Origin of the sequence: Photobacterium kagoshimensis, assembly GCF_050337045.1 — a bacterium.
GTDB classification, from domain to species: domain Bacteria; phylum Pseudomonadota; class Gammaproteobacteria; order Enterobacterales; family Vibrionaceae; genus Photobacterium; species Photobacterium kagoshimensis.
In genome coordinates, this window is record NZ_JAKJSO010000015.1 from 349,712 (window position 1) to 375,316 (window position 25,605).

The window sequence follows — 25,605 nt, forward strand, 5'->3', positions numbered from 1 at the left end:
TTTAACTATACGATTTAGGCACAGATGGAAACAGTGTTGTCATGAATTTGATCTAATTAGAAATCAGTCAATATTACGTAATTATGAATAATGGATGGCAATCAATAAGAAGCACATGAATTAATAAAATGCGGAATTAGAAAAGGGAACACTTTACTCTACTATCAGATAGCACCTATAGAAAAGGCACCCTATTGGATGCCTTGTTATTTTTTATACTGTCCCTAGTTTTGCACTAAGCAATCTTAAGCGTTAGAAATCTAAATCACCATACTCTGGGCTATCGTAACGCGATCGTACTGGACGACGCTTCTTCTTTTTCGATTGTGAATTTAAGTCGATAAATTCATTATCGCCATCAAATTTAGACTTAGACCTTGAGCCTTTAGAAAATTTTTGATCTAGCTTAGCCATTTTCGTTTCCTGAAAACATCCAGAGTAATAAAGGTTAAATTGAATATGGGCAATATACGTCAGTTTATGTTGCGTATTATCGCCTTGTTCAATGGCATCATAACTGTTGAATATGACAGAAATACTAAACTGTCCATGGTTTACTTAAAAAGTACAGACTAATAAAAATCAACGGCTATTGATGAATATTATTCAAACCACTTCAACACAGCGAAGGGTAATCTAGGAGAGGCCACTCTGTACAATGAGTAATTTTAGCCATTACAACAAAAATCACTCATCGACATTCGACTTAAAATGCAGGTTTAAACACTTTCGATAACTTCACTAAATGGCACATCCAGCATGCTTGAGATTAGCTCAGTTTTCTCATTATCTTCGCTCCACACTAAGTAAAGCTGTTGCTCCATCACAGGGGCACCTGCAACCAGATGTAGCAAGCCATCTTCAACACTCTGCGCAACCACAGGTGAAGGCAGATAACCCATACTTGGGTTGTTAATAATGTATTCTTGCGCCATTTTGCTTGAGTGCGTATGCAAAATTGGCGTTTTATCTAATTCAATCACACGGCTGTGTTCGACAGAAAAACGCGTGCCCCAATCGAGATATACCAAAGGTAAATCTTTAGCATCCGCCAATGAGCAATTAGGTTTATGGCTAACTAACTGTAATTGGAATTCACGCACTTTTTTAACTTGCATGCTTTCAATGCGCGGAGGCTCACACGTTAAAGAGATGTCAACGCTCTTATCAAAAAGACGCTTGGCCATACTTTGACGCGGTACAGATTCAAGACGTAAAGCCAAACCAGGAATAGACGCGTAAATGCGATGAATCCACTCAGAGATGCCATCAAATTCCCAGAACATTGGCGACGCACCCACAGAGATCTGTGAATTTAAGCTGTCGGTTAGCGCGACATCCTGCTTTGCCCTGCCCCATGTTTGCAAAATCGCTTCTGCATAAGGCTGTAAACGCTCACCCGCTGGCGTTAAATGCACGTTGCCACGCTGGCGAGAAAATAAAGGATTGCCTAACTGACTCTCTAATTGACGGATACGGAAACTCACTGCGGATTGCGTTAGATACAAATTATCTGCCGCACGACCAAAGTGACGTGTTTTTGTAACCTCAAGAAATGTTTTAAGTAATTCGGTATCCACGAGCCAAATCTCATCAAAAATAAAGAAGGGAGTTTAATACGCGATAGTACACCTTAGTGTAGCAAATGCACGATGAATATTTTTTATCGTCATCACGAAAATTCTTTGATTTACAACTTCACTTCTCTCAACGAATATCTGCGAAAAATCAGCATCAGGAACTGAATTAATGAGAAGTGAAGGTAAATTTTACGACGATAAAAATTTCCCACGTGGCTTTAATCGCTCAGGTGTTTTCACAATTTCTGAATCCACCCTACTAGAGAATTACGGCCGAACCATGTCACGCCTGTTCGCAGGTGAAATCGAACCAATGAGTGAAGTTGAACGTCAATTCGTAGCCGAAACAAGTGGCCAACTGAATGTTCAATCCGATTTTGCTAAGTGTTGGTTGAAATATGTCAATCGTACTAGCCATAAGGTGAAAAGCTACACCTTGTGTTCATCGGTACGTAAGCAGAGTCAATCATTCGACGATGACACGGGCGGGGACGACCTCGATTATTAATTTCAGTTACTGATTCAGTAACCTCACTAATTTCTTTACGACCAGCCACCCTCCAAATTAAATCTAGGGTGGCTGGTTGCTTTTTAGGCCTATCAAATGGCCTTCTATATTCGGTAATTTGCTATGAAAATTTGTTTTGTTATGTACCCGTGGGATCGCGTTGAACCAGAAACTGACTCAACACTACGCCTAATACATGAAGCTGCAGCTCGTGGTCACACGGTTGCTATTACAACACCTAATAACCTTACAATGCGTGACAGCATGGCTATCGCTTTTTGTAATGTATTAAAGAACAAAGAAGTCTCTAGCAATATTCCCAGTTTTTACAAAAAAGCTGAGTTTACAAAAGCACAACTGCCACTAGCCGGTTTTGACGTTATCTTCATGCGTGCAAACCCACCGCTAGACACCATGGCACTGAACTTCTTGGATTCAGTCCGTGATGACACTTTCATCATGAACGACATTGATGGCCTACGTGTAGCAAACAACAAGCTATACACAGCATCTCTGCCTGATCCAAATAACGAATTTATCCCGGTAACACACGTTTCTAAGAACCGTGAATACCTAGAGCGCGTGTTAGACGAAAACACCAACGACCGCATGATCCTTAAGCCTCTTAATGGCTACGGCGGTAAAGGTGTAATCCTTGTAGAAAAAAGTGCGAAATCAAGCGTGAAATCACTACTTGATTTCTACATTGGTGACGATCACAACTACGTGATCTTACAAGATTACATCGAAGGCGCAGAACAAGGCGACGTTCGCATCATGATGCTAAACGGTGAGCCAATTGGTGCAATGCGCCGTGTACCAGCACAAGGTGACGTACGTTCTAACATCCACGCTGGTGGTAAAGAAGTTAAGCACGTATTAACCAAGCAAGAACTGCGTCTATGTAAGCACATTGGCCCTAAATTAGTACGCGATGGTCTGTACTTTGTTGGTCTAGACGTGATTAACGGCAAACTGGTTGAAGTTAATGTACTTAGCCCTGGTGGCATTACACGTATCAACCGTTTGAATCGCACTAAGTTACAACGTGACGTTCTAGATTTCGTTGAAAGCGTTGTTGTAGCAAAAGAAGTGAGCATTACACGGAAGAACGAGTTCCGTAAGGTTATTGCTGATGCTACAGCTTACTGAGCAGGAGGTGCTGGATAAGATCCAGCACCTAGTTCCATTCGAAGCGCAACTTAACGACGGAAGTTTAACGATCCGTATTAGCGAATATCAGCCATACATTGCAACAGCCATTCACCATGGCCACCGCTTCCGTACCGAGCTGATGAGCAAATGCGAATTAACCGAAGAAGAACGTTACTACGAAGAAGATCCGTTCACGGGTGATTTTATTTCTTCGTTACCGATTATTTTGCAAGGTGAAGATTCTCGTTACGAGTACGATCTTAACCGTTCAAATGATCAATGCATTTACGATCAAGCTTGGGGAAAAGACGTCTGGTCTACCCCACTGACAGATGCAGAAAAAGCGGTCTCTCTTGATAAGCATGCAAAATATTACCGTATTTTGAAATGCCTTATTGAAGCGCTAGAGAATAAGTTTGGCCTTTGCTTAATTTATGATGTGCATTCCTATAATTACCAGCGTATCGAAAACGAAACGCCAACCTTTAATTTAGGTACGCAACAGATCAACAAAAAGCAGTGGCGTAAAGAAATTGATGAATGCTTAAATCAGCTTAATAACGTTGAATTACCGAACATTGCGGTTTCGGCAAAAGAAAATGATGTATTTAAAGGCATGGGCTACCAAGCTAGCTTTGTAAAACAGCATTTCAAAAAGACGTTAATTTTACCGATTGAAGTGAAAAAGATTTTCATGAACGAAGTTGGCGGCGAAAGCTTCCCACTTGTGATTGAAAAAATGAAAGAAGCAATGAAAACCGTAGTAACGGAACATGCTGCATTCACTTTACGCCGTAAAACAAAAGTTAAGCGTTTAACAAGCAGCCATATTCTTGCGTCTAAGCTGCCAAGAGAAGTGCTTAAGCTAGATCGCCAGTTATTCTCGATTGCGCGTGGTGTTAATACATTAAGTTATATTAACCCGACCAACTTGAAACAAGAGAAACGTCGATTCTTACATAAACCGTTTACGTACCAACCTACGTTTACTTACAGACAGCTGGATCTAGACCCGTATAAGTTTCGTGAGCAGCTTTATCGCCTGCCGGTTGAAGATATTCGTGATGCTGACATTCAGAAAATGTACCGCAAAACAATTGACCAATTGGCAGTACGTATCGACTTGCTTACGAGCATAGGTACTGATGAGTTCTTATACAACTCGTTACGTTACTATGGTCAGCCAGATGATCGCGATATTGCTAACGCGAAGTTCATTCTTCACGCTTGTGAATATCAAGAGAAAGAAGCAGCAACACTGAGTGCCAAAGATGCCATTGCTGCGTTTAAAGCGGCCGCGGCTGATTATGGACTCAAGTGTAATGTGGTTGGGTCAAAAACCTTAATTGCCAGAGCCATGGTAAGTGGCCGCAGCATTAAAGTTAACGTTAACAGCACCTTTACTGAACGCGACTTAGACGCCCTTATTCAACACGAATTAGGTGTTCACTTAGTCACGAGCGTAAACGCAGACAATCAACCGTTGAAAGTGTTGAAACTGGGTCTACCAGGTAACACCCATACACAAGAAGGCTTAGCGATTCTTTGTGAGCACCTATCAGGCAGCTTCCCTTTGCATCGTCTAAAAACGCTGGCGTTACGTGTTATTGCGGTTGATAAGATGGTTAACGGTGAAAGTTTTGGTGATACCTTCCATGCACTAAAACAAGACTACAAATTGTCTGATGACGATGCTTTCACAATAACAGCACGCGTATATCGTGGTGGCGGTTTTACTAAAGACTTCCTCTACCTACGTGGCTTAAAAGATGCGCTGCATTGTTACCATGAGCAAGACCTAACGTCCTTGTTTGTCGGCAAAACTGGCTTTGAGTTTAAGCCTTTGCTTGAAGAACTGATTGCACGTGACATTTTGCAAAAACCAGCATACATGCCCAAGGCATTAACGCTTGAAACAAAAGCAGATCCTGTGATGGACTTTCTTCTGAACTCTATCCGATAGTAGCAAGTACGACATTCTCTAGTCGGTATTTGTCCCCAAATAAAAGGCGATTTGTCGCCTTTTATTTATTTTCCCACTATTCACTCTTACTCCCACGAAGCTAAAACTTCATGACCTAACAACAAAACATCGATATCAGAAAAATCAAACACCTTATCAAACCATTTTCCAAGCTCTGTATTTTAAATACGAGATTTCATGCTTAAAAGCTTGTGAAATACTGTTACACATAGATAATGTCGTCTGAGTATCGTGTAACAATATTTGAACTCTCAAGGTTTGTTTCAACAGTTTTCCTCTATCAAATGTAGGTGTAATGAAAGTACCCAAGCGATTAGAACCATTGGTTGAAGATGGTTTAGTAGATGACGTATTAACTCAACTTATGAGTGGCAAAGAAGCGGACGTCTATATAGTACATAGCCAAGACAAAATTTGTTGTGCAAAGGTGTACAAAGAAATTGAACAGCGTAGCTTTAAGCAAGCTGTAACCTATCGTGAAGGGCGTAAAGTTCGAAATAGTCGCAGAGCACGTGCGATGGAGAAAGGCTCAAAATTCGGCCGAGATGAACAAGAAAAAGTGTGGCAACGCGCCGAAGTAGATGCACTATACACTCTCTCTGATGCCGATGTACGTGTACCCACTCCCTATGGTTGTTTTCATGGCGTGCTACTCATGGAGCTAATGACAGACCAAGAAGGTGGTGTTGCTCCCCGCTTGAATGACATTACACTAACAAAAGAACAAGCATTAAGAGATCATGACTTAATGATCAAGTATGTCACCCGCATGCTATGCGCAGGTATCGTACATGGTGATTTGTCGGAATTTAACGTACTGGTTGATGAGTCAGGTCCAATCATTATCGACTTGCCCCAGGCTGTTGATGCCTCTGCGAATAATAACGCGAAATGGATGCTAGAGCGTGATGTCACTAACATGACAAACTATTACGGTCAGTACGCGCCTGAACTGCTTGAAACCCAGTTTGCAAAAGAAATGTGGGCACTATATGAATCTGGTGAGCTCACGCCAACAACAGAGCTGACGGGGCACTTTGAGTACAGCGATGAAGATGCCGATATTGACGGACTTATGGCTGAAATTAATGCCGTTATGGAAGAAGCAGCCCTACGTAAAGAGCGCCAACAAGAAGATAGTGAAGTGGACTAACTGCTGAGTTCTACAAACTTGGATTCTATGAAGCAACTGCCTGCAACATATCACCTCACAAAAGGTATGTTAAGGGCATTTGCAACTCCCCCTCGTCATACACCCCAGTAAATCCAATTACACAGGTATTCAAGCCTGATGGTACAACCCGCACCGACTTTACGTAACGATTTACTTACACTCAGATAACGTTACTGAATATAGACTTATCTTCCGCCTAAATAGCCCGTCATTGCCTCTTGTGATTTTTGAGAAACACGTCACAATAGCGCAAAAATTTCACCTATTGTACGCTATCTTCACAAAGGTAAATGAACAATAGTAATTTGGATTTACGCTTTCCGCTATAACATACACCAAGTGGCATTTTGACCACGTTTATAGAGCATTGAAAGCGCTTTACACCGTTTAATATTTCTCATGTTGTTAGGCCAAGCTTCCTGCACTTAGCCGTTAATATTCACATGGCATCAACAACATTTATTTAATTACATTTAAGCTCGAACACATACCATGTTAAATAAAAAACTGATTCTCGCCAGTTTGGTTGGCCTTCTCCTTACTGGGTGTAATGGCAGCTCTGATACTAAAACCGAAAGTACTCTTACGTACACCTATGCAAAAGCGAATGGTACCCAGTACCAAGGTACGGTTGAAGCAGTAAAGGATAGCAAAAACATTACAGGCAACGTTGAAGCCTTTAAGGGTATTAAGTATGCACAAGCTGACCGCTTTTCGAATGCGGTTTTGTACTCACCTGAAAACCCAGTAAACACACCAGCAATAGATTTTGGCAAGCAATGTCCTCAAGGCAGTGTCGCGCGTTATGACGCTACTAAAATGTCTGAAGATTGCTTGTACTTGAATATTTGGCGCCCTACCCAAGCACATCAAAAAGCAGCTATGCCTGTGTATGTTTTCCTTCACGGTGGTGCATTCGAAACAGGGTCTGGCTCTAACGCGATCAACCACGGTGATGCTATCGTGGCCAATGGCGTAAAAAATGGAAATCCATTCATTGCGATTACGCTCAACTACCGCTTAGGTATTTTTGGCTCGCTTTACCAAAATGATGATGAGAGCGGAAACTATGGCATCAAGGATCAGCGAACCGCGCTTAAATGGATTAAAAACAACATTGCTGATTTTGGCGGTAATCCAAATAACGTGACTCTGTTTGGTGAAGGTGCTGGCGCAATAGCTGTGGGTATCCACCAGCTAAACCCTATTGATGCTGAAACAAACGAAAAACTATTTCATCGTGCGATCATGCAGAGCAACCCTTATGGGATACCTTACAAAACAAGAGATTCAGCTAAAAACTTAGCAGCGACACTTGAAGGGTTCAAAGATAAAACCTTTGGTGGACCAGACGCAGCAGAGGTAGATTGGTCAAACTTATCGACGACAGAGGTTCTACAAGTCGGTGCGCATGCCAAAAATCCACTAGTTTTGGCTAATAGCCTGATCAACCCACTTTACATGCAGCCTTATGGTGCTGGCGTATTGGCATTCGCACCATACAAGGAAACACGCGGCTGGCTAAGTAAATCACCTGAAGATAGTGTCGTTACAAAGCAGCCAACAGAGGCCGACTTCCAAGTACCGACTGTACTCGGCTTTAATAACGATGAAGCCAACACATATTTGGGCTTTATTGAGCCATTGTTTATGGTTGACTATGATTTAGTCATTCCCCTTGACCTAGGCGATGGTAATACAGTTAATTTGAAGGTTAATTTCAAATCAGACACTTATCCGCTACTCGTTAATGTTATCTTTGGTGCCGATCAGCTCATCTATGATGCGATAGATAACCAATTCCCTGAGCAAGCAGATGCACTGAAAATCGCTTGGGAAGGCTTAAAGTTCGTAAAGGGACTTGATCCAAAAGCCGATCAATTACTGGCTATCCCTCACTACCAAATGGACAAAAATGAGAGTGGCGAGATCATCGGTAAAGAAACCGTAAAACGCGCGCGTATGATGGCTAACGATGTGCTATTTACTTGCCCTAATCGCAAGATGGCACAAAAAAATGAATCGCGTCTATATCACTATAATTACAAATCTGATTTAACCTTCAGACCAATTGATGCCTCTTTCTTGCTGTCGATTTCATGTGCAAGCGGTGTTTGTCAGGGCGATGAGTTACCTTTTGTATTCAACAAAAACTTAAACATTCGCTCTATGCAGGCTAACGCGAGCGAGCGTGATGCAATTATGATGGATACTGTCTCTCGTCAGTGGTTTAAACCAGCTATGTTTGAACCATCTAATACTGCAAATGTTCAAGATACAGTTTGGACAATTGACCAAAATGGCTTTACCCCAGTTCCTGATTGGGACAGCACCATTAATGCGATTCCAAATGCTGATGGCACCTTAAGCCAACAAGGCCGCTGTGATGCATTAGAAAAAGCAAAATTACTAAAGTTCTAAGCTGATACTAGGCTATCTCGGGCACTTCCTAACCTTTATAAAGCGGGAAGTGCCCTATCTTATGCCCCGCATTAACCACAATATTTATCCATTTCTCACCATAAAACCTACCTCACTCATTTATTCTTGTGCTTTTTGATAAAAACATCACAATAGACGAAACTTTTTCAGTTGTGGCACGGTCATACTGTGGTGATAACTGATGGTATTTCGAATAGTTAATGATTTGATATAACACCACATTGCTGATTAATGTAAGGCTAAAATGACACCCACGCTTTTCCGACATTCCTCACCGCAGATTGCTAAAGTTGCTTTAGTGCTGGTTATGGTGGTGATAACGCTTTGCCTAAGTCAGCGTTCTGGGTGGGTTTCATCGTGCCCAAATGCAGCACAGTATTCCGAGCAACATCCTGCGCATTCACCTGCTCAGAAAACGACATTACATGAATTTATTCAAGAGGCAGCAACAAAAATACCAGATGCTAGCAACTTAACTGAACCTAGCCCTATCACACAAAAATCGTGTGATATGAGCGACCATCTGCTTCAAATTCACGGTCAGTCCCTAGAATTAGGGCTGCTTTATCTTCCCTTTATTTTCATTCTGTTAAGCTTATTAAGTACTGGTCACTCTTTAGTGCCAGCACTAACAGAGCCAATACCGTCCACTCAGAGACGTCATTTAACCTTCTGTGTATTTAGAGAATAAACACATCGAATCATCCATGTTTATTTTTTGTGTTTATTGGAGTTATACCGTTGAAAAAAACCATTACATCTCAACATACGCTGTTGACCATATTTGCAGCATTCCTTTTCAGCTTGTTCGCATTCAATGCACAAGCCAAAGATTACACAACGGGCTGGTTGACCAACCCGATGCACCCGCCTGTACAAGTACGCTTCATGCTGACAGGGCAAACCGATGAAACAGCAAAAACTGTAGAAGGATTACTAGAAGTTGATCTTGATGGTGATTGGAAAACCTATTGGCGATCGCCTGGTGAAGGTGGCGTAGCACCTAAAGTTGACTGGGAAATGTCTAACAACCTTAGCGATCTCGAATGGCACTGGCCAATGCCGAAACGCTATGAGTTTTTAGGCGTTGAAACATTAGGCTACAAGCATAAAGTCGTTTTCCCGATGACCCTGACTGTCGATGACTTTAACAAGCCCGTCTTTTTCTCTGGCAAGTTAACCATGTCGTCATGTACCAGCATTTGTGTGCTGACAGACTACGAAGTAGTGATGGATTTCATTCCAAACCAACTCACGCCATCAACAGATGCGATGCACTTATACAACCAAGGTATGAGTAAAGTACCTGCCAACAGTGCCAACGTAAAAATTGATCAAACAAGCTGGAATAGCGATAAGCAAGAGCTATCCGTTTTGATCAGCAATAGCCACGCTTGGGCTAAACCCGATGTATTTGTCGACAGTTACGATAAAACATTAGAGAACGTCTCATTCAGCACACCAAGCATATCGAAAGATAACCAACAGTTAATTGCGACATTTAAAGTTAGCAGTTGGTTCGGCAAGCCTGAGCTAACAAATAAAACCGTAAACGTGACAGTAACCGATGCCGACATGGCCGTTGAAGAGTCATCTATTGCCACTAACCTACCCATTACCGTACAAGTCAGTTCAAGTATTTGGCAAACCATTGCTTTTGCGCTGATTGGTGGTCTAATTCTGAATATCATGCCTTGTGTCCTACCTGTCCTCGGTATGAAACTAAGCAGTATTATCGCGACCAAAGGCATGGAACGTCGTCAAATTCGTACTCAATTCATTGCATCTGCGGCGGGTATTCTCGTGTCATTCTGGCTATTGGCTGGGTTCTTAACCGCATTAAAAGTATCTGGGCAAGCATTAGGCTGGGGCATTCAATTCCAAAGCCCATACTTTATTGGCGCCATGATCATCATTACTGGTGCATTCGCCGCTAATATGCTGGGTCTGTTTGAAATTCGCCTTTCAAGCAGCACTAATACTTGGCTAGCCACCCGTGGTGATAACTCACACCTTGGTCATTTTGTACAAGGCATGTTTGCAACCTTACTTGCAACGCCTTGTAGTGCGCCATTCTTAGGCACTGCTGTCGCGTATGCGCTTGGCGCAGACATTGTTACTCTGTTTGCCATTTTCACCGCGCTGGCTATTGGCATGGCAGCACCATGGTTGTTAATCGCGCTATTCCCTCAGCTTGCTTCTAAGTTGCCTAAGCCGGGCAATTGGATGAACGGTGTTAAAACACTGTTTGGCTTAATGATGCTAGCCACCAGTCTATGGCTACTCAGTTTAATGACCAGCTTTGTGAGCACAGGGACTGTGGTTGGTTTCGCTGTGACTTCTCTTATTCTTTTATTATGGCGTTTGGGCCAAGTAAAAGGCCGTAAGAGTGTCGTGATTACCCTTGCCGTTATTCTACTTGGCGGTGCAAGCAGCTTACTTGTTGGTAGCCTAACAGCAGATCAGTGGTCAACCCCGCTTCCTGCGGATCATGCTTGGCAACCGCTAAAAAGCGAAGCCATTAGCCAAGCTGTCGCGCAAGGAAAGACTGTCTTTGTTGATGTAACCGCAGATTGGTGTATTACCTGTAAAGCCAACAAAATTGGCGTCATGTTACAAAACCCGGTGTACGACAAGCTGGACCAAGACAATATTATATTAATGCGCGGAGATTGGACCAAACCCTCAGACTATGTCACAGGTTTCTTGCAGTCCTACGGTCGTTTCGGTGTCCCTTTTAATATTGTCTACGGCCCTAACGCACCAGAAGGTATCGCGCTACCTGTCATTTTAACCAAAGATGATGTTATGGGCGCAATCGCTGAAGCTGAAGGCAAGAGCACTTCGAGTCATAAGGGCTGATCGCATGCCAGACAACACGAAGGCTAAAAAAACACAGGTGAAAGCATCACAATCAACTAAAGGCTCTAGGGTAAAGAAATTGGCCAAAGAAGGCTTAACCCTGCTGCTTATTATGCTAATTGTAAGCACGGCGATGGATTGGTGGCGTAATCAATCTATTCCCCAAAACACGCTAACACCTACGGTATATACCGCCATCAATGGTGAGCAATACGATCCTGTATCGCTCAGCTATGAGAAGCCAGTGTTACTGTATTTTTGGGCGACATGGTGTAGCGTCTGTAAATTTGTGAGCCCAACTATTGATTGGATGAATGATGATTACGCTGTCATCTCCGTTGCAATGACATCAGGTGAGAATGATAGGCTGAATGCGTATATGAATTACCACGAGTACCAGTTTCCTGTAGTGAACGACCCATCAGGGCAACTTGGGCATCAATGGGGTGTTTCAGCCACGCCAACCATTATGATTTTGCGTGATGGTAAAATTGCTTCAGTCACAACAGGTGTTTCTAGCCCGCCCGGTATTTGGGCGCGCATGATGCTCGCTAAGTAATGTTATGAGTCTTAACCAATAAAGCTAACAACAAACAAAAACACCCTCAAATGTGACAGCATCGAGGGTGTTTTTTATTAAAATTGTGTGCTTAGCGGAATTTATAATCGCTATGACAGGATTTACAGTTTTTAGCGGCAACACCAAAGGCTTTCTTCGTTGCTCGCTCATCACCTAGGGAGGCCACTTGCGCGAGTTGATTCAGATCCGTTTGAAACTTGTTTAGCTTTACCGTAAAACCGTCCCAATCATTCCAAATTTCGGGCTTAGCTTTTGTGTCCCCCTTATCAGAACCATCAACACTGAATGCCTCAGCTGGCATCAACGCCAATGTTGAAATGTATTGCGCACGCTGACTAAATACATCTTGGTTCCAGTCTTTACGACCTTTCACCATATCTGCCATATCACCAAAGTTTGCTGCAATCATAGAGAATGCTGCTTGACGATAATGAATGGCATCTTCAGGTTTTTCAAAAGGGGATGCTGACACTGTGGTTGCTAGCAGCGTAAGGCTAGCCATCATCATTTTTACTTTCATCGCTTCTTCCATGTTTTTATTGTCATGCTTTGAGCTGCAATAGCTTTCGTTATTATCGTTAAACAAACCATATTCAACTCGATGAGGCGATCTTATCAAGCCTCTCAACTTAGTAAACCACTTTCACATAAAACTTACATTGCTTTACAACTAAACACCTAAAGGGTCACATTACCGTTTGCCCTATGCGTGCTGAAACGAAATTACGCCATTCATCTTACTCAAAATCCAAGATCGTATACTGAACATCCGTTCGTTTAACTATCAAGCAGCAAACTTCACTAAAAGCTATAAACTTCGCTAAAAGCAATAAAACCATTACAATGCCACCCGTTATTACCCTTTGATGCAGGCACTTCCCTTGAAACTCAGTAAGCGATTAAGAAAAATTGAACAAATGGTGACATCCGATTACAGCCACATCTGGGATTGTTGCTGCGATCATGGGTTTCTTGGCGCAGCCTTGTTATCACGACAAGCAGCCAACAACATCCACTTTGTTGATATCGTGCCTGATCTTATGTCTGAGTTAGCAAGCAAACTACAACGCTTTTACTCAGACTCGGCATCGAATTGGTATACCCACTGTCTTGATGTTGCAGAACTGCCTTTGCAGCAGCATGAAGGAAAACAACTTATCATCATCGCGGGTGTCGGTGGTGATCTGATGATCCAATTTATTGAAGCGCTTCACCGTAAACACGCGCTAGCAAGCAACAACTCAAATATCGATTTTTTACTGTGCCCTGTACATCATCAATTTGCATTACGCCAAAAGCTGATCGAGCTAAATTTCAGCCTGAAAGATGAAGCTCTCGTTGAAGATAACCAACGCTTTTATGAGACCATTCTGGTTTCATCCAAGCCTGACGAAAGCGCCCCTATTTCATTTGTTGGCGATAAAATCTGGCAGTCAGATTCTGACAAACAAGCAAATATAAACCAAAAATACCTGATAAAAACACTCAATCACTATCAGCGAATTCAGCAAGGCAACACAACTGATGTCAGCCACATTATTGATGCTTATCGTGCCATAACGCTGTAATTCCACGCATTTGTAGCAAATGACAAGTAACAATAACGGCGATATCGATCACTTCATTTATTAATTGCGATAAACTGATAGAACTATAAAAACATAGAGTAAAGTCATGCACGGAACCTTAAGTAAAATGAAGTCGAGCTTGTGCCCTGAAAGCAGCACAGTCGACTACCAACTACCAGTGGGCGAATCCCTACTCGCTTTAAATCCACTGATTGGAAAACCATTAAAAATGACTTTCACAGGCAACATCTTTTGCGATGCTTGTGGAAAGAAAACGAAAAAGAGTTACTCACAAGGCCACTGCTTTCCTTGTATGAAGAAACTTGCGCGTTGTGACATGTGTATCATGAAGCCAGAAACCTGCCACTACGATGCAGGGACGTGCCGTGAACCAGAATGGGGCGATAACTTCTGCATGGTGCCGCACTATGTCTACTTGTCGAATACCTCAGGCTTAAAAGTTGGGATTACGCGTCATACTCAGCTTCCTACTCGCTGGATAGATCAGGGAGCCACTCAGGCACTTCCTATCTTCAAAGTTAAAACACGTAAACTGTCTGGTTTAGTCGAAATTGCATTAGCCGAGCTTGTTGCGGATAAAACCAACTGGCGCGCCATGCTTAAAGGCGATAACAAAGACATAGATTTAATCGCAGAAGCAAAGCGCTTGATCCCAGAGATTGAAGCAAAACTGGAAGAACTGACTGGCACATTTGGCAGTGATGCTATCGAACGTCTTGATGAAGACTTGGTTAACATCAGTTACCCTGTCACTCAACATCCAACCAAGATTAGCTCACATAACTTCGATAAAGAGCCTGTTGTAGAAGGGACTTTGCTGGGCATTAAAGGCCAATACTTGATGTTTGATACCGGTGTGATCAACATCCGTAAATTCACCAGCTATGAAATTACTGTTGACGCTTAAACACTTAATTCTATAAAAAAAGCCCGTATACGCTTACACGTATACGGGCTTTTTAACAAGCAAAGCTTATCAATTAAGCACGGCTCATGAACTTGTGTTCAGTCGTGTTAATTTTGATTTTCTCGCCAGATGCAATGTACTCAGGTACTTGTACTGTTAAGCCTGTTGTTAATACAGCTGGTTTAGTACGTGCACTTGCAGATGCACCTTTAATTGATGGATCTGTTTCAACAATCACAAGATCTACCGTTGCAGGTAGTTCGATTGCAACAGGGGTACCATCAACAGTAAGAACTTGAATGCCTTGAGTCTCTTCAGTAATGAAAAGAAGCTCTTCAGCAATAGATTCTTTGGTGAAGTTGTATGGCGTGTAATCTTCGTTATCCATGAAGACATACTCGTCACCATCGATGTAAGAGAATGATGCTTGATGACGACGGAAGTCCGCAAGGTTAATCATTTCATCTGCTTTGAAGCTTTCATCGCTTTTTGCGCCCGTAGCTACATCATATAGACGCATACGGTAAAGGCTTGCACCAGCACGACCACTCGGAGTTAGTTTTTTAATTTCTTTCACTAACAATACTTTGCCATTGAGTTCAATGGCTGCAAATTTTTTGATTTCACTTGCCTTTGGCATAGTCTGACATCCAGTAATAGATTGTGGGTAGAAATTACCACGAACTCAATTTTAGGCAAATAAAGAAATTATGAATAGCTGATTTATTCACCATTTTTGCGTGACATTTTTTGCTTTTTTCACCCTATATAGTATTCAACCACCAAATGACGTTCGCAAGCATGTCTAGAAGAGATATCAATCGTTGGTTTGATCCTTAAGCGTTAGTTCGTGGTAAGTCACTCAAGCCTAATGGTCAAATCTCGATTCTGTCTGCTATGACCAGTTCAAAACCGATTAAATTTACAAATACAGTCATGTAGAGTGTCTTGCTTCTAGGCGTACTGCTTGAAATGTTTCTTAAAGTACCTGGCAGCATTCGCAAAATACAACTTAATTGAGACAGCCTGAACAATGACGACCATTCATCATCATCCTGTACAAATCTACTACGAAGATACCGATCACTCAGGTGTTGTTTATCACCCAAACTTTCTAAAATATTTTGAACGCGCTCGTGAGCACGTAATCGACAGCGATAAGCTCGCAACCTTATGGAATGACCATGGACTTGGCTTTGCGGTTTATAAAGCGAACATGGTTTTTCAAGATGGTGTCGAATTTGCTGAAGTCTGCGACATTCGCACCAGTGTCACCCTCGACGGTAAATACAAAACCCTATGGCGACAAGAAGTTTGGCGCCCAAATGGTACACGCGCCGCTGTGATCGGCGATATTGAAATGGTTTGCTTAGATAAACAAAAGCGTTTACAGCCTATCCCACAAGATTTACTGGATAGCATGACATCCATGGTTTAATAAACATGAGCAATGCAATCACAGTTACTTAGTTAGTACATCCTCAAGAGAAACTTGGCGGGCGTAAATAGATGAAGACTCTAGATTATGCCCTTTTACCACTAAGCCAAATCGACAAGCCGCTGATAAGCGCCCCAAGTAGGTAGACCAGACGCCTGCTTCTGTTTGCTTCGTACTATTCAAGCTCTTATCGTTTCCAACCCTCAACGGCAATGCATCCAAGGCAATGCCAGTGACAAGTTCAAGCCATTGCTCACTCTCGTCTTTTTCATTCAACAATGAAAGCTGTTGTTTCTGACTAGAAGAAAAGTCAAAACCAAATGATTTTAACGATAGAGCAAGTCCAAGTCCTGTTGCCTTAATATACGACTCTTTAAGTACCCACAAATCAAAAAAACGTCGGCGCTGATCGCTCAGCTCCAACTGCATTAATGATGTAATCTCTTGTGGTTGAAAGTAATTCTCCATGATAGTGCTAAAAGACAAGCCTTCCCTTTCACACTCTATATCCACACCCAGCGCTATCTTTGGATCTGCCGTTTGGGTAACTGCCAGTAATACTTGATCGCCAGTATGACTTAAATTAAAGACCAAGCCTGTTTGCTGGCGCTGGGGGTTACACACACTCGGCTTGCCTTGATCACCATATTCAAAACACCATTCGTGAGGCTGTATACGCGCATAGCGTGACAGCGTCACACGAAGAAATGCACGTATATAAATCGCGTACATTCGCACCAAAGGCTGTCGGTAGCGCATCGCCTTGGCTAACTCAGCTTCGTTAAGTAAAGGGCGAGCTTGATTGATCAAATAAGAATGATCAATTACCACAGTAGAGGAACGCTCTTCTACATTTTTATGCGTTTTTGGCAATGTGAGGAACCATAAGTCCACGGTGTTTTTTCGCGTCAAGTCTAATCAATCCAAGCAAGATTTATAGCGTGTATTATACGTCGCTATATCATCAAAACAACTGAGCAACGAGCCGAAAACCACGCATTTAACAGGTCAGATGACTGACCAATAAAATAAAAAACCACTTTGCACCAACCCCTACCAAACAAAGCGCAATAAAACTTTTTTACACAAAATGCGACACAGATCACCATAACATGAAAAACTGAGCATTTACACTAAAAAACACCAACACTAACTTTAATATCAACAAGTTAAAGTAAATATCATTACAAAATACACGAATTAACAATTTTGAACTGGTCTGAAGAGATCCAACCTCTTACTCAGGCGATTGTAACCATTATCCGCCTCGGGTAGGCTGCTCAACCATTGACTGATTCAGCGATAAACATGCCAGTGAAACCTAGCTTCCACAAAGTGCATAACGCTGCTGCTCTACAGGATAGTAATGGATACGAGCACTATGGATTACCTGACAATATTACCTTGTCGAACGGCTAGAAGACGTGTGATTTAACATGCCGTTTTCTCGTCACCCTTCATCTTGGCGCTATCCTGCCTCTACTTATTTTTTAATAAGCGCATCTTTGCGCTTACCTCTATTGCTTCACCTTATATTTTTTCATCAGTTGCCTAGCCGCAACACTTACACCGAATGTATAGCACCCGTAACTCAAGTGCTGAGCGGAGACTCATAATGAGCCAAACCCCAAAAACCACATCTGAATCGCAAGAAGATAAGCGACTCAATAAACGCTTAAAAGACATGCCTGTTGCTATTGTTGGCATGGCGAGCATTTTTGCTAACTCTCGTTACTTAAATAAGTTCTGGGATTTAATTAGTGAAAAAATTGATGCGATTACAGAAGTTCCAGATACGCACTGGCGCCCTGAAGACTATTACGATGCAAACAAAAGCACGCCAGATAAGTCTTACTGTAAACGTGGTGGCTTCATGCCTGAAGTCGATTTCAACCCTATGGAGTTTGGTCTTCCGCCAAATATTCTTGAACTAACGGATACTTCGCAGCTGCTCTCTCTGATTGTAGCCAAAGAAGTATTAGCCGATGCAAAACTGCCAGAAGGTTACGATCGCGATAAGATTGGTATTACCTTAGGTGTCGGTGGCGGGCAAAAAATCAGCCAAAGCTTAAATGCACGTTTGCAATACCCTGTTCTGAAGAAAGTCTTTGCCAGCAGTGGCATTAACGAACAAGACAGCGAAATGCTGATCAAGAAGTTCCAAGATCAGTATATTCACTGGGAAGAAAACTCATTCCCTGGTTCACTAGGTAACGTTATTGCAGGCCGTATTGCCAACCGCTTCGATTTAGGTGGTATTAACTGCGTAGTTGATGCGGCATGTGCAGGTTCTCTGGCAGCACTTCGCATGGCATTGGGTGAGCTGGTTGATGGTCGCAGTGAAATGATGATCACAGGTGGTGTGTGTACCGATAACTCACCAACCATGTACATGAGCTTCTCGAAAACACCGGCTTTCACTACCAACGAAACCATCCAACCTTTCGATATTGATTCAAAAGGCATGATGATTGGTGAAGGTATCGGTATGGTCGCACTGAAGCGACTTGAAGATGCAGAACGCGATGGCGACCGTATTTACTCGGTGATCAAAGGTGTTGGCGCCTCATCAGACGGTAAATTCAAAAGTATTTATGCACCTCGCCCTGAGGGCCAAGCCAAAGCACTGAAACGTGCTTACGATGATGCTGGCTTTGCACCTCAAACACTTGGCTTATTAGAAGCGCACGGAACTGGTACAGCTGCGGGTGATGTTGCAGAATTCAACGGTTTGAACTCTGTATTCAGTGAAGGCAATGACCAAAAGCAACACATTGCTTTAGGCTCAGTGAAATCGCAAATTGGTCATACTAAGTCAACAGCAGGTACAGCAGGCTTAATCAAAGCAGCCCTAGCCCTTCACCATAAAGTATTACCGCCAACGATTAATGTTTCGAAACCAAACCCGAAACTGAATATCGAAGATTCACCTTTCTACCTCAACACTGAAATGCGTCCTTGGATGCAACGTGTTGACGGTACGCCGCGTCGTGCAGGTATCAGCTCCTTTGGCTTTGGTGGTACTAACTTCCATGTGGTGCTTGAAGAGTACACCGCTGAACACCAACGTAGCGATCAATACCGTCAACGTGAAGTGGCACAAACTTTACTATTCAGTGCGCCGTCTCGTGATGCCCTGATTGCTGACCTAAAAGAGCAAATCAACGTTGTTCAAGCGGGTGACGCAACACTTACAGCTTTAGCGAAAACACATGGTCTTCGTGACATTGCCGCTGGTGATGCGCGTTTAGGTTTAGTTGCTAAATCAGCGGATGAACTACAAACGTTACTAACTCAAGCCTTATCGCAGCTAGAAAAACAAGATGCGACACAATGGCAGCTTCCAAACGGTACTAGCTACCGAGCTTCTGCGCTGGTTGGCGGCAAACAAGCAGGCAAAGTCGCGGCATTGTTTGCAGGTCAAGGTTCACAATACCTGAATATGGGTCGTGAGCTTGCGTGTTACTACCCTGAAATGCGTAACCAATTAGCCAATGCCGATCAGGTGTTTGGTCAGAATAAGAAAACAGTTCTTTCACAAGTTCTATTCCCCGTTCCAGCCTTCAGTAAAGAAGACGTGGCAGCTCAAGAAGCAACGCTTACCAATACTGCCAACGCACAAAGCGCAATCGGCGTGATGTCTATGGGTCAATTTGATCTGATGACACAGGCAGGCTTTAAAGCCGATATGGTCGCAGGTCATAGCTTTGGTGAACTCAGTGCGTTATGTGCGTCTGGTGTGATCTCACAAAATGATTACTACAAGCTCGCTTTTGAGCGCGGTAATGCGATGGCCGCTAAGCCTGCAGAAGGCGATAGCGGCACTATGTACGCCGTTATTCTTGATGCAAACAAACTTGCCGATGTTGAAAAGTGCATCAGTGCTTTCGAAGGCGTCAGCATTGCTAATTACAATGCCCCAAGCCAACTTGTTATCGCAGGCCCAACGGTTGGTGCACAACAAGCAGCCAAAGCACTGACAGAACAAGGATTCAAAGCAATCCCACTGCCTGTTTCTGGTGCATTCCACACACCTTTGGTTGCTCACGCTCAAAAGCCCTTTGCTGCTGCAATTGATAAAGCCGCTTTCACTGCCCCTACTTTACCTTTGTATTCCAACGCAACGGGTGAACTGTACAAGAAAGATGGTAAGGCAATTAAAAAGGCCTTCAAACAACACATGCTGCAATCTGTTCGCTTCAGCACTCAGTTAGAAGCCATGTATCAAGCAGGTGCACGCGTATTCGTTGAGTTCGGTCCGAAGAACATTCTGCAAAAGCTGGTTGAGAAGACACTGCAAGCTAAGTCTGATGAGTTATGCACCATCAGCCTGAACCCAAACCCTAAAGGTGACAGCGATCAGCAGTTACGTTTAGCCGCAGTACAACTGGCTGTTGCTGGTGTTTCATTAAGCACTATCGACCCATACCAAGCGGAAATTGCAGCACCTGCTGCTGCATCGCCAATGAACATTAAGCTTCATGCAACCAACTACATCAGTGATGCGACACGTAAGAAGATGGCGAAGTCGTTAGAAACAGGTGCCATTGCCCCACTGACTGAAATTGTTGAAGTTGAAAAAGTGGTAGAGAAGATTGTGGAAAAAGAAGTGATTAAAACCGAGATCCGCGAAGTACAAGTGCCTGTTTCAGTCACTGATACTGTTGCAGCAGCAAATGCAGCACCTGAAGCATCAACTCAAGTAAGTGTGCAAGCTCAACCGCAAGCAACAGCGCCTGTAACAGTATTAGCTTCAACAAGTGATGACTCATTAACGGCATTCTTCACTGCACAACAGCAAGCAGCTGAGCTTCACCAACAATTCCTTGCTATCCCGCAGCAATACGGTGATACCTTCGCGGCACTCATGACAGAGCAAGCGAAAATGGCAGCAGCTGGCGTAGCGATTCCAGAAAGCCTACAGCGCTCAATGGAACTCTTCCACCAGCATCAAGCAGATACCTTAAAAGCACATGCTAATTACCTTGCACTGCAAGCAAACAGTAATAATGCTGCATTGGGTATGGTGTCGACACAACCTATCGCACGCGTTCAAGCACAAGTAACCCCAGCGCAAGCGCCTGTACAAGCCGCTGTTCAAACACCAGTTCAACCTGTTGCTAAAAAGCAGGCAATCGCTACACCAACAGCCACGACTCAAGCAGTAGCGCCAGTTGCTAAAGCTGAGCCAAAAACAGTTGAACCAAAACAAACGACGCCACAAGCTGCTGCACCGATTCAAGCGCCATCACTTTCAGCCACGATGGCATCGGCGGCTGCACCACAAATCGCGGTATCTGCACCTGCTGCAAACCCTGAAAAAGTGATGCTAGATGTTGTAGCTGAAAAAACGGGTTACCCAACTGAAATGCTTGATCTAGAAATGGATATGGAAGCTGATCTGGGTATCGATTCTATCAAGCGCGTTGAGATTTTAGGTACAGTTCAAGACGAACTACCTAACCTACCAGAGCTGAACCCTGAAGATCTGGCAGAGTGCCGCACGCTTGCTGAAATTGTTAGCTACATGAACAGCAAAATGCCTGCGAACGCAACGGCAGCAACTGCGTCAGTAGCACCTGTTTCTCAAGCTAATGGCTTAGGCGCAGAGCAAGTACAAAACACCATGTTAGAGGTTGTGGCTGATAAAACCGGTTACCCAACTGAAATGCTTGACCTAGAAATGGATATGGAAGCAGATCTGGGTATCGATTCTATCAAACGCGTTGAAATTCTAGGCACAGTGCAAGATCAACTGCCAACGCTACCAGAGTTGAACCCTGAAGATTTAGCTGAGTGTCGCACGCTGGGTGAAATCGTTGCTTACATGAACAGCAAGCTAACTGCTGCTCCTGTCGCAACGGCATCAGTAGCAACTGTATCAGTAGCCGCTTCATCTAACGGTCTAGACGCTGCACAAGTACAAACAACCATGCTTGACGTTGTCGCTGATAAAACGGGCTACCCAACGGAAATGCTAGACCTTGCGATGGACATGGAAGCAGACCTCGGTATCGATTCTATCAAGCGCGTTGAAATCCTAGGCACAGTGCAAGATCAGCTACCAACGCTACCAGAGCTAAATCCTGAAGATTTAGCAGAGTGCCGTACGCTGGGCGAAATCGTTGATTACATGAACAGCAAACTCCCTGCTGCTCCTGTCGCAACGGTACCTGTTGCAACAGCATCAGTAGCTGCGACTTCAACAGTTACATCTAACGGTTTAGACGCTGCGCAAGTACAAACGACCATGCTTGACGTAGTCGCTGATAAAACAGGCTACCCAACAGAAATGCTAGACCTTGCAATGGACATGGAAGCAGACCTAGGTATTGATTCTATCAAGCGTGTTGAAATTCTAGGCACAGTGCAAGATCAACTGCCAACATTGCCAGAGCTGAATCCTGAAGATTTAGCTGAGTGTCGTACGCTTGGCGAAATCGTTGATTACATGAATAGCAAGCTACCTGCTACTTCAGCTGTAACACCAGCGTCTTCAACAGCAGCGCCAGTAGCAGCTTCAACAGATACATCTAACGGCTTAGACGCAGCGCATGTGCAAAGCACCATGTTAGACGTTGTAGCGGATAAAACGGGTTACCCAGCAGAAATGCTAGACCTAGCCATGGATATGGAAGCAGATCTTGGTATCGATTCTATCAAGCGTGTTGAAATCTTAGGGACAGTACAAGGCCAATTGCCGTCACTACCAGAGCTTAACCCAGAAGATCTTGCTGAATGTCGTACATTAGGTGAAATTGTTACTTACATGCAAAGTAAGCTTGCTGCGGACGCTGCGACAACGGCTAACGAAGCGAATCCAGTTACACCTGTAACTGATTCAGTATCAGCCTTAACAGCAAATGCGGACCTTCCTCCGCACAACGAGGTAGCGCTAAAAAAGTTACCAGCGGTAGATAAACTATCAGACTGCTTTGCTAAAAATGCATGTGTTGTGATCACAGATGATGGTCACAATGCGGGTGTTCTCGCAGAGAAACTAACAGCAAACGGCTTACAAGTCGCTGTTGTTCGTAGTCCGCTATCTGCCGCATCACCGCTAAGCACAGAAATCAAAAGCTACGACTTAGCAAGTGTTGATGACGCAGGCATTCAAGCTGTTATCACTGATATCGAAAAAGATCAGCAAGAAATTGCTGGCTTTATTCACCTTCAGCCTCAATCAGAAGTGACAGATACAACCACTGTTGCCCTTAATGATGAAGCAAAAGCCAACCTCGACGTTGCGTTCCTGTTCGCTAAATGGCTTAACAGCCAGTTAAACAATGCAGATTCAACAAGCCGTCGTGTTTTCTTCACGGTAAGCCGTATTGATGGTGGTTTTGGTTATGCTGATTCAGCACAACTCGCATCAGCAGAACTCAACCAGGCGGCACTAGCGGGTTTAACTAAAACCCTGAGCCATGAGTGGCAAAATGTATTCTGCCGTGCACTTGATGCAGCACCAGCGTTAGATGCTCGCCACCTTGCTGATACTATTTACGCTGAGTTATTCGATATGAATACCCAAGCGGTAGAAGTTGGCTTTAACTTGGTAGATGAAAACACAGTACGTTCAACCTTGATTACTGTTGAAGCAGGCCAGGCAGAGACAAAGAATGCAGCCGCTAAGCTCACCAAAAACGACAAAGTGCTCGTTACTGGTGGCGCAAAAGGTGTGACGTTCGAATGTGCACTGTCACTTGCTAAGCAATGCCAATCACATTTCATTCTTGCTGGCCGTAGTAAACATATTACAGCAGCTGAGCTACCTGAATGGGCGCAAGGTAAGAAAGACAATGAATTGAAGCCAGCGGCTATTCGCCACCTTCAATCTTTAGGTTATAAACCAACACCAAAGAAAGTCGATGCCCTACTTCGTCCTGTATTAAGCGGTATTGAAATTAACGCTGCTCTATCTGCATTTACCGCTGTAGGCGCAAGCGCTGAGTACATCAGCCTTGATGTCTCTAACCGTGAGTCTGTTGCCAATACACTGTCAAAAATCGACGGTATTACAGGCCTTATCCATGGCGCAGGTGTGCTTGCTGATAAACATATCCAAGATAAAACCTTAGACGAGCTAAACCTTGTTTACGGCACCAAAGTGGGTGGTTTAAAAGCAGTGCTTAACGCGATTGATAACAGCAAACTAAAACTACTAGCGATGTTCTCATCAGCGGCAGGTTTCTATGGCAACACAGGCCAAAGTGACTACGCCATGTCTAACGACATTTTGAACAAAGCAGCACTGCAATTCTCAGCTCGTCACCCTGAAGCGAAAGTAATGAGCTTCAACTGGGGACCTTGGGACGGTGGCATGGTTAACCCAGCCCTGAAGAAAATGTTCACTGATCGTGGTGTGTACGTTATTCCACTACAAGCGGGTGCCGATCTATTCAGCAGCCAGCTATTAAATGAAACAGGTATTCAATTGCTTATCGGTACTAGCATGCAAGGTACTGATAGCAAGGAGAACGCTGTAAAAAAGCCTAATGCGGAGTCTATGCAGGTAGCACAGAGTCCGCTGAATACGAGCATCACTGTAACACGCGACCTTGACCCGAAAGCGATGCCTTTCATCAAGGATCACTGTATCGCTGGCAACCCAGTGTTGCCAACGGTATGCGCCATTCAATGGATGCGTGAAGCAGCACAGCAATGGTTAGGGGCGAACGTTAGCGTTCGCAACTACAAGCTACTAAAAGGTGTGATTTTTGAAAATGATGATGTGCAAACACTCACATTGACTATTTCACCTGATGCAAAAGTAGCAACGCAGTGGAAAGCGTTAATCAGTTGTGGTGGTCGACCTCAATATCAAGCACAACTTGTTATTGATAACGACACGGCAGCTGCAGGTTTAGAAAAAACCTTTATTAACGATTCAGCGAAACCTGTGACAACCGCGAATGATCTATACCGCAACGGCACCCTGTTTCATGGGCCTCGCCTGCAAGGTATTCAAGCGGTGACACGCTTTGATGACCAAGGTTTGATCGCGCAATGCCAGCTACCTGTTATTTCAGATAGCGACTGTGGCTCTTTTGTTCCAACTCAGCATGCTGGTGGCTGTCAGCCATTTGCTGAAGATTACTTACTGCAAGCGATGTTGGTATGGGCAAGATTGAAATACGGTTCGGCTAGCCTGCCATCTGCGATTGGCGAATTTGTTTCGTATTCACCGATGCAAGCTGGTGACTGCGGTTGGATCGAGCTAGAAGTGATTAAAAGCACAGCTCGTTCGCTGCAAGCCAATATTGCGTTATACCACCAAGATGGACGCCTAAGTGCCGTAATGAAAGGCGCTAAAGTGACCATCAGCAAAACCCTCAATGAGGCGTTTTTGGTGAAAACTCAATCAGAAAAGGAGCTTCTGTCGTAGT

At 43.6% G+C, this 25,605-nt stretch carries 17 protein-coding genes; 12 read left to right on the forward strand and 5 right to left on the reverse strand.

Going from position 1 to position 25,605, the window contains the following annotated elements; all coding sequences use genetic code 11:
• Positions 1-252 precede the first annotated feature (252 nt).
• Positions 253-414, reverse strand: a complete 162-nt coding sequence (locus L4C35_RS15030; protein ID WP_428463649.1) for a hypothetical protein — start codon at positions 412-414, stop codon at positions 253-255.
• Positions 415-719: 305 nt separating this feature from the next.
• Entirely contained in the window at positions 720-1,580 is an 861-nt protein-coding gene (gene hdfR / locus L4C35_RS15035; RefSeq protein WP_428463650.1) for an HTH-type transcriptional regulator HdfR, read from the reverse strand.
• 169 nt (positions 1,581-1,749) lie between these two features.
• On the opposite strand from hdfR, the gene L4C35_RS15040 reads away from it, so the two are divergent.
• From L4C35_RS15040 to L4C35_RS15075, 8 genes are all read left to right on the forward strand, one after another.
• Positions 1,750-2,088 carry a MaoP family protein gene (locus L4C35_RS15040; RefSeq protein WP_428463651.1) on the forward strand — a complete coding sequence of 113 codons (339 nt, stop codon included), beginning with the start codon at positions 1,750-1,752 and terminating at the stop codon, positions 2,086-2,088.
• Between the two features lie 123 nt (positions 2,089-2,211).
• The gene (gshB, locus tag L4C35_RS15045; RefSeq protein WP_048897925.1) at positions 2,212-3,240 is read left to right on the forward strand and encodes a glutathione synthase; all 1,029 of its coding nucleotides are present in this window, start codon (positions 2,212-2,214) and stop codon (positions 3,238-3,240) included.
• The gene (locus tag L4C35_RS15050) at positions 3,224-5,206 is read left to right on the forward strand and encodes a flavohemoglobin expression-modulating QEGLA motif protein (protein WP_428463652.1); all 1,983 of its coding nucleotides are present in this window, start codon (positions 3,224-3,226) and stop codon (positions 5,204-5,206) included. The genes gshB and L4C35_RS15050 overlap by 17 nt, the downstream gene beginning before the upstream one ends.
• Before the next feature lie 316 nt (positions 5,207-5,522).
• Positions 5,523-6,380, forward strand: a complete 858-nt coding sequence (locus L4C35_RS15055; RefSeq protein WP_428463653.1) for a PA4780 family RIO1-like protein kinase — start codon at positions 5,523-5,525, stop codon at positions 6,378-6,380.
• A gap of 513 nt (positions 6,381-6,893) precedes the next feature.
• On the forward strand, positions 6,894-8,822 hold the full coding sequence (locus L4C35_RS15060) for a carboxylesterase family protein (RefSeq protein WP_428463654.1): 1,929 nt from the start codon (positions 6,894-6,896) through the stop codon (positions 8,820-8,822).
• A 265-nt stretch (positions 8,823-9,087) separates the two neighbouring features.
• On the forward strand, positions 9,088-9,534 hold the full coding sequence (locus L4C35_RS15065; RefSeq protein ID WP_428463655.1) for a hypothetical protein: 447 nt from the start codon (positions 9,088-9,090) through the stop codon (positions 9,532-9,534).
• A gap of 50 nt (positions 9,535-9,584) precedes the next feature.
• Entirely contained in the window at positions 9,585-11,705 is a 2,121-nt protein-coding gene (locus tag L4C35_RS15070; protein ID WP_428463656.1) for a protein-disulfide reductase DsbD family protein, read from the forward strand.
• Between the two features lie 4 nt (positions 11,706-11,709).
• The gene (locus L4C35_RS15075; protein ID WP_428463657.1) at positions 11,710-12,264 is read left to right on the forward strand and encodes a protein disulfide oxidoreductase; all 555 of its coding nucleotides are present in this window, start codon (positions 11,710-11,712) and stop codon (positions 12,262-12,264) included.
• A gap of 91 nt (positions 12,265-12,355) precedes the next feature.
• On the opposite strand, the gene L4C35_RS15080 is transcribed toward L4C35_RS15075, so the two are convergent.
• Positions 12,356-12,805, reverse strand: a complete 450-nt coding sequence (locus tag L4C35_RS15080) for a c-type cytochrome (RefSeq protein WP_428463658.1) — start codon at positions 12,803-12,805, stop codon at positions 12,356-12,358.
• A 361-nt stretch (positions 12,806-13,166) separates the two neighbouring features.
• On the opposite strand from L4C35_RS15080, the gene L4C35_RS15085 reads away from it, so the two are divergent.
• Entirely contained in the window at positions 13,167-13,853 is a 687-nt protein-coding gene (locus tag L4C35_RS15085; protein ID WP_428463659.1) for a tRNA (adenine(22)-N(1))-methyltransferase, read from the forward strand.
• Between the two features lie 106 nt (positions 13,854-13,959).
• Positions 13,960-14,781, forward strand: coding sequence for a DUF2797 domain-containing protein (locus tag L4C35_RS15090; protein ID WP_428463660.1), 822 nt, complete (start codon positions 13,960-13,962; stop codon positions 14,779-14,781).
• 73 nt (positions 14,782-14,854) lie between these two features.
• On the opposite strand, the gene efpL is transcribed toward L4C35_RS15090, so the two are convergent.
• Positions 14,855-15,421 (reverse strand): elongation factor P-like protein EfpL, encoded by a 567-nt coding sequence (gene efpL / locus L4C35_RS15095; protein ID WP_428463661.1) that lies wholly within the window; start codon positions 15,419-15,421, stop codon positions 14,855-14,857.
• Positions 15,422-15,814: 393 nt separating this feature from the next.
• Here efpL and L4C35_RS15100 point away from each other — a divergent pair, with 393 nt between their 5' ends.
• Positions 15,815-16,219 carry a thioesterase family protein gene (locus L4C35_RS15100; protein WP_428463662.1) on the forward strand — a complete coding sequence of 135 codons (405 nt, stop codon included), beginning with the start codon at positions 15,815-15,817 and terminating at the stop codon, positions 16,217-16,219.
• A 24-nt stretch (positions 16,220-16,243) separates the two neighbouring features.
• Here L4C35_RS15100 and L4C35_RS15105 read toward each other — a convergent pair whose 3' ends face one another.
• Positions 16,244-17,113 (reverse strand): 4'-phosphopantetheinyl transferase family protein, encoded by an 870-nt coding sequence (locus L4C35_RS15105; RefSeq protein WP_428463663.1) that lies wholly within the window; start codon positions 17,111-17,113, stop codon positions 16,244-16,246.
• A gap of 721 nt (positions 17,114-17,834) precedes the next feature.
• Between L4C35_RS15105 and L4C35_RS15110 the strand changes: the two genes are divergently transcribed.
• The gene (locus L4C35_RS15110; RefSeq protein ID WP_428463664.1) at positions 17,835-25,604 is read left to right on the forward strand and encodes a phosphopantetheine-binding protein; all 7,770 of its coding nucleotides are present in this window, start codon (positions 17,835-17,837) and stop codon (positions 25,602-25,604) included.
• The last annotated feature ends 1 nt before the right edge of the window (position 25,605 follow it).

Bases quoted from the DNA above. Each gene is read 5' to 3' on its own strand.
- L4C35_RS15030 (WP_428463649.1), bottom strand. From the start codon at position 414: ATGGCTAAGCTAGATCAAAAATTTTCTAAAGGCTCAAGGTCTAAGTCT.
- L4C35_RS15040 (WP_428463651.1), top strand. From the start codon at position 1,750: ATGAGAAGTGAAGGTAAATTTTACGACGATAAAAATTTCCCACGTGGC.
- gshB (WP_048897925.1), top strand. From the start codon at position 2,212: ATGAAAATTTGTTTTGTTATGTACCCGTGGGATCGCGTTGAACCAGAA.
- L4C35_RS15050 (WP_428463652.1), top strand. From the start codon at position 3,224: ATGCTACAGCTTACTGAGCAGGAGGTGCTGGATAAGATCCAGCACCTA.
- L4C35_RS15055 (WP_428463653.1), top strand. From the start codon at position 5,523: ATGAAAGTACCCAAGCGATTAGAACCATTGGTTGAAGATGGTTTAGTA.
- L4C35_RS15060 (WP_428463654.1), top strand. From the start codon at position 6,894: ATGTTAAATAAAAAACTGATTCTCGCCAGTTTGGTTGGCCTTCTCCTT.
- L4C35_RS15065 (WP_428463655.1), top strand. From the start codon at position 9,088: ATGACACCCACGCTTTTCCGACATTCCTCACCGCAGATTGCTAAAGTT.
- L4C35_RS15075 (WP_428463657.1), top strand. From the start codon at position 11,710: ATGCCAGACAACACGAAGGCTAAAAAAACACAGGTGAAAGCATCACAA.
- L4C35_RS15080 (WP_428463658.1), bottom strand. From the start codon at position 12,805: ATGAAAGTAAAAATGATGATGGCTAGCCTTACGCTGCTAGCAACCACA.
- L4C35_RS15090 (WP_428463660.1), top strand. From the start codon at position 13,960: ATGCACGGAACCTTAAGTAAAATGAAGTCGAGCTTGTGCCCTGAAAGC.
- efpL (WP_428463661.1), bottom strand. From the start codon at position 15,421: ATGCCAAAGGCAAGTGAAATCAAAAAATTTGCAGCCATTGAACTCAAT.
- L4C35_RS15100 (WP_428463662.1), top strand. From the start codon at position 15,815: ATGACGACCATTCATCATCATCCTGTACAAATCTACTACGAAGATACC.
- L4C35_RS15110 (WP_428463664.1), top strand. From the start codon at position 17,835: ATGAGCCAAACCCCAAAAACCACATCTGAATCGCAAGAAGATAAGCGA.